Raw genomic sequence first — 5,754 nt, 5'->3', positions numbered from 1 at the left:
CTGTACGACTGGACCGGGGACTGGAACGTCGACGGGCTCCCGTTCGAGCCGGCGCCGGTGCGGGCCCGCGCCGCGGTCGCCGTGGAGTCCGCCGAGCTGCCGCTCACGGCGGAGGCCACTTTCCGGGAGGTGGACCCGCGGCAGGGGGAGCTGCGGCTCCCGACGCTGGTGGTCCCCGCGGTCTCGGTGCTCCTGGAGCCGGGCGCGAGCGTGCTGGCGATGCCGTTGACCGGCTCCGGCGCGGCTCCCGCCCCGCTACGCTACCGGGTCCGGCTGCGCGCGGAGGCGCCGGGCGGGATCGCCGGGACGCTGCGGCTGGCGCTCCCGGCCGGGTGGTCGGCGGAGCCGCAGGCGGTCCCGGTGCGCTTCACCGCCCCCGGCGAGCAGCGCGAGATCGAGCTCTCGGTGCGCCCGCCCGCGGGGGTGGCGCCGGGCGACTACCCGGTGCGCGCCGTCTTCCAGGCGGAGGACGGCCGCCTCTTCGAGCGCGGCGTGCAGATGATCGACTACCCGCACGTGCGCGCCCGGCCCCTGCTGCACGACGCCGCGTCGCGGGTGCGCGCCTTCGACGTGCGGGTGCCCCGCGGGTTGAAGGTGGCGTACGTCGCCGGGGCGGGGGAGGAGGGCCCGGCGCTCCTCGAGCAGCTCGGCATCACCCCCGACCTGCTGGACGCGGAGGCGCTCGCCGGGCGCGACCTGTCGCGGTACGACGTGATCGTGGCAGGGAGCCGCGCCTACGAGGTCCGGCCGGACCTGGCCGCGCACAACGCCCGGCTGCTGGAGTACGTCCGCCGCGGCGGGACCCTGATCGTGCAGTACAACAAGTACGAGCTGGTGGAGGGCGGCTTCACCCCCTTCCCGCTCACCATGGGGCGCCCGCACGACCGGGTCACCGACGAGACCGCCCCGGTGCGCCTGCTGGACCCGGCGCACCCGGTGCTCTCCTGGCCCAACCGCATCACGGAGCGCGACTTCGCGGGATGGATCCAGGAGCGCGGGCTGTACTTCGCCCGCACCTGGGCCCCGGAGTACACGCCGCTCCTGGAGATGGCGGACCCGGGCGAGGCGCCGCTCCGCGGCGGGCTGCTGGTGGCCCCCTACGGCGAGGGGACGTACGTGTACACAGGCCTGGCCTTCTTCCGGCAGCTCCCGGAGGGGGTGCCGGGTGCGTGGCGGCTCTTCGCCAACCTGCTGGCGCTGGGCGCCGACCGCGGCGCGCAGTGAAGCGGCTGCGGAGGATCCGCCTGGAGCGGGGTGGAGACGTGTACTTCTAGGCGCTCAACATCGACGGGGCCACGTTCGACGAGATCGGACAGCGGCGCCACGAGCTGAGCCGCGCCGTGCTGCGCGAGCTGGGGGTGCTGCCGCGGGCGTAGCGTTGGCTCGGGCGGAGAGACCCCCTCACCCGGCGCTGCGCGCCACCCTCTCCCCGCAAGGGGGAGAGGGTCGAGGCGCCTCCCTGTCGTTCTCCCCTCCCCCCTGCGGGGAGGGGCCGGGGGAGGGGGTCCACCGGAGCTGCCGACAGCACGCGGGAACCGCTCTGGCCGGCTTTCCCCTGTGGCGCTGCACGCTGCGCGTGCACAGGATGAACCTTGTTCCCTGTTGTGATGGATCGGATGCGGAAGCCAACTTTTGGAATCGCCCTGCTCGCCCTGGGCCTCGCGGGGTGCGCGGGGGGGGACGGGCGCGAGACGCTGGTCGTCTACTCGCCGCACGGGAGGGAGATGCTCCAGGCGTTCGAGCAGCGCTTCGAGGAGCTCCACCCGGACGTGGACGTGCAGACGGTGGACATGGGTTCGCAGGAGGTGCTGGACCGCCTCCGCTCGGAGCGGGCCAACCCCCAGGCCGACGTGTGGTGGGGCGCCCCGGCGACCACCTTCGAGGACGCGGCCCGCGACTCGCTCCTGGAGCGCTTCGTCCCCACCTGGGCCGGCGCGCTCCCCCAGGATGCGAAGAGCGCGCGGGGCTTCTGGCACGGCACCTACCTGACCCCGGAGGTGATCGCCTACAACACGCAGGCGGTCTCCCCGGAAGAGGTGCCGCAGGACTGGGACGACGTGCTCGACCCCAAGTGGCGGGGGAAGGTGCTCATCCGCGACCCCATGGCGAGCGGGACCATGCGCACCATCTTCGGGATGGTCGTCGACCGCGGCATCCGCGAGACGGGCGACACCGCCGCCGGGTTCGAGTGGCTGCGGCGCCTCGACGCGCAGACCAAGGAGTACGTGCTGAACCCCACCCTGCTCTACCAGAAGCTGGCACGGCAGGAGGGCGTGCTGACGCTCTGGGACATGCCCGACATCGAGACGCTGAAGGCGAACACCCGCTTCCCCATCGACTACGTGATCCCCCGCAGCGGGACGCCCCTGCTGGTGGACGCGGTGGCCGTGGTGCGGGGCTCGGACAACCCGGAGCTGGCGCGCCGCTTCGTGGAGTGGGTGGGGAGCCAGGAGGCGCTTCTCCCGGCCGCGCGCGAGTTCCACCGGCTCCCGGCCCGCGGCGACGTGCCCGCGGACTCGCTCCCCGAGGGGCTGCGCCGCGCGAGAGAGCAGATCGTCCCCGAGCCGATGGACTGGGACCGCCTCCAGGAGAAGGGCCCGGCGTGGATGCGGTACTGGGACGAGCACGTTCGCGGCAAGGGCGCGCGATGAAGGCGCCCCCACCCATTCTCGCGCCGTCGCACTCCCGCGCTCTCGCACTCCGCGATGCTCCGGCTCGCTGAGCTCACCCGGCGCTTCGGCAGCGTCGTCGCGGTGGACGGCGTGTCGCTGGAGGTGGCGCCGGGGGAGTTCCTGACGCTGCTGGGGCCCAGCGGCTGCGGAAAGACCACCACGCTGCGGATGATCGCGGGGTTCGAGACCCCCACCTCCGGGCGGATCGTGCTGGAGGGGCGCGACGTCACGTCGCTCCCGCCGCAGCGGCGCGGGGTGGGGATGGTGTTCCAGAACTACGCGCTCTTCCCGCACATGGACGTGGCGGAGAACGTGGCGTTCGGGCTGCAGGCGCAGGGCGCGCCGCGGGCGGAGGTCCCCGCGCGCGTGGAGCGCGCGCTGGAGCGGGTGGAGCTGGGCGGCTACGGGAAGCGGCGCGTGCAGGAGCTCTCCGGCGGGCAGCAGCAGCGGGTGGCGCTCGCCCGGGCCATGGCGCCCGAGCCGCGGCTCCTCCTCCTGGACGAGCCGCTCTCCAACCTGGACGCCGCGCTCCGGGAGCGGACCCGCTCGGAGCTGCGGACGCTCCTCAAGGAGCTGGGGATCACGGCGGTGTTCGTCACGCACGACCAGGAGGAGGCCTTCGCCCTCTCCGACCGCATCGCGCTCCTGGAGCGGGGGCGGCTGCAGCAGGTGGGGACGCCGGAGGCGCTCTACGCGCGCCCGGCCAACCCGTTCGTGGCGGCCTTCCTGGGGCGCGCCTCCTTCCTCCCCGCGCGGGTGGAGTCGAGGCGCGAGGGGACGGCGGTCTGCCTCTTCCCCGGCGGGGAGCGGTGGGACGCGCGCATCCCGGCGGAGGCGGGGCTCGAGGCGGGCGACGCGGTGCGGGTCATGGTGCGCCCGGAGTCGCTGCGCATGCGGCTGGACTCCGGGGGCGGGCGCGGCGGGCGCGAGATGGAGGGCACGGTGGCCGAGCGGCGCTTCGCCGGCTCGGCCACCTTCTACCGCCTGCGCTCCGGGCGCACCGAGGTCACGGTGCAGGGCGGCGGCGCCGACGCGCAGATGGGAGAGACGGTGTACTTCCGCCCGCACGACGACGCCCTCCCCATCGCCTTCCCCGCGGAGGACGGGTGAGCGGCGCGGCGCCGGTGCGCCTCGGCGACCTCGCCCCGGAGGACGGGGAGGGGATCCAGGGGGCGGAGCTGCTCGGGGAGCTGGCGGCGATCCGCAGCCTGCGCGGTGGCTGAGCGCGCCCACGGCCCCGGGCGGGGCACGCTCCTGCTGGCGCTCCCCGTGGCCCTGATCCTCGTCTGGCTCGTGCTGTACCCCAACCTGTTCGTGGTGCGGGACAGCTTCGCGGAGGGCGGGCGGCTCACCCTGGAGCACTGGCGGCGATTCTGGGGGAGCGGCACGGAAGTGGGCGCCCTCTGGGCCAGCGTGTGGATCTCGGTGCTCAGCGTGCTCCTCTCTGCGATGGTGGGGGTGCCGCTCGCCTTCCTCTTCTCGCGGTACCACTTCCCGGGGCGCCGCATCCTCGGCGGCCTGGCGGCCCTCCCCGTGCTCCTCCCACCGCTGGTGGGAACCATCTCCTTCCTCTTCCTGTACGGCGAGAGCGGGTTCCTGACGCGGGGGGTCCAGCTGCTGTTCGGCATGGCCGAGCCGCCCTGGCGGCTCACCGGGGCGTGGGCCATCCTGCTGGTGCACGCCTACACCATGTACGTGTACTTCTACCTGTTCACCGCGGCGGGGCTGGCGCGGCTGGACGCCTCGTACCCGGAGGCCGCGGCGGCGCTGGGGGCCGGGCGCTGGACCACGCTCCGCCGGGTCACGCTCCCCCTCCTGGCGCCCGCGCTCGGCGGGGCGGCGCTCCTGGTCTTCATGACCAGCATGGCGTCGTTCAGCGCGCCGTACGTGTTCGGCGGCGGGTTCCGGGTGCTCACCACGCAGCTCTACGCCAGCAAGCTGAACGGCGAGGAGGGGCTGGTGGCGGTCGAGGCCACCGTGCTCGCGCTGACCTCGCTGCTCTTCCTGCTCGTGCTGCAGCGGTACGAAGGGTCGCGGCAGTACACCGGCGCCTCCAAGGGCTCCGGCGCGGCGGCCCGGACGCGCGGCGGGCGGGGGGCGGTCCTCCTCTCAGTAGTGGCGTTCCTGGGCGTGGGCCTGCTCCTCCTTCCGCACGCCACGGTGCTGCTGGTGTCCTTCGTCCCCGAGGGGAGCTGGACCACGGAGATCCTCCCCCCGGTGTACTCGGCGGAGAGCTACCGCACCCTCTTCACCCGGCCGGAGCGGCTGGTCCCGGTGCTGAACTCGCTTCGGATGGCGACGGTGGCCACCATCGCGAACGTGGTGTTCGCCTTCGCGGCGGGGTACCTGCTGGCGCGGCGCCGCTTCCCGGGGCGGCGGGTGGTGGACGCGCTGGTCATCCTCCCCTGGGCGCTCCCGGGGACGGTGCTCGCCATCGCGCTGGCCTCCACCTTCAGCGTAAGCGAGCCGCTGGCCGGGCGCTTCGTGCTGGTGGGGACCTTCGCCATCCTCCCGCTGGCGTACTTCATCCGCAACGTCCCCCTGGTGACGCGCGCGGCGCTCACCTCCTTCCGGCAGCTCGACCCGGCGCTGGAGGAGGCCGCGGCCTCGCTCGGGGCCGGGCGCACCCGGACGCTGCGGCGGGTGGTGCTCCCGCTGGTGCTCCCCGGGCTCGCGGCGGGGGCGCTCCTCGCCTGGGTGACCGCGCTGGGGGAGTTCGTCGCCTCCATCCTGCTGTACACGCACCGCACCCGCCCCATCTCGGTGGAGATGCTGGCGCAGCTGCGCGCCTTCGACTTCGGCGGGGCGGCGGCTTACGGGGTGCTCCTCATCGCCCTGGTGGCGGTGGCGTTCGTCTTCGGCTGGCGGCGCGTCAACGAGGAGCCGCCGGGCGCGTAGGGGGCCGGCGGGCGTCCGCTGGCCCGGGAGGTGCGGGGAGTTTCGGGGAAGAGTTCCACCCGTCCACCTGGAGTACCGCCATGCGCCCCACCCCCCTGCGCGCGGCGGCCGCCGTGGCCGCGCTCGTCGCGCTCGCTCCCGAGGTCCTCCCCCAGGCCGCCGCCCCCCGGGCGCCGGCCCTCGC

Annotated in this window: 4 protein-coding genes; all 4 read left to right on the top strand. The window is 74.5% G+C overall.

The window, feature by feature from the left end:
* Positions 1-1,224: NEW3 domain-containing protein (locus VGR37_05830; GenBank protein HEV2146898.1), on the top strand; the 1,224-nt coding region annotated here is incomplete at its 5' end.
* 392 nt (positions 1,225-1,616) lie between these two features.
* Entirely contained in the window at positions 1,617-2,651 is a 1,035-nt protein-coding gene (locus VGR37_05825) for an extracellular solute-binding protein (GenBank protein ID HEV2146897.1), read from the top strand.
* A 54-nt stretch (positions 2,652-2,705) separates the two neighbouring features.
* Positions 2,706-3,782 carry an ABC transporter ATP-binding protein gene (locus VGR37_05820; GenBank protein ID HEV2146896.1) on the top strand — a complete coding sequence of 359 codons (1,077 nt, stop codon included), beginning with the start codon at positions 2,706-2,708 and terminating at the stop codon, positions 3,780-3,782.
* A gap of 105 nt (positions 3,783-3,887) precedes the next feature.
* On the top strand, positions 3,888-5,570 hold the full coding sequence (locus VGR37_05815; protein HEV2146895.1) for an iron ABC transporter permease: 1,683 nt from the start codon (positions 3,888-3,890) through the stop codon (positions 5,568-5,570).
* The last annotated feature ends 184 nt before the right edge of the window (positions 5,571-5,754 follow it).

The organism is Longimicrobiaceae bacterium (genome assembly GCA_035936415.1).
In the GTDB taxonomy this organism is placed as follows: Bacteria; Gemmatimonadota; Gemmatimonadetes; order Longimicrobiales; family Longimicrobiaceae; genus JAFAYN01.
Note: the sequence above shows the minus strand (reverse complement) of the source record. Positions and strands in the feature narration are given on the sequence as shown.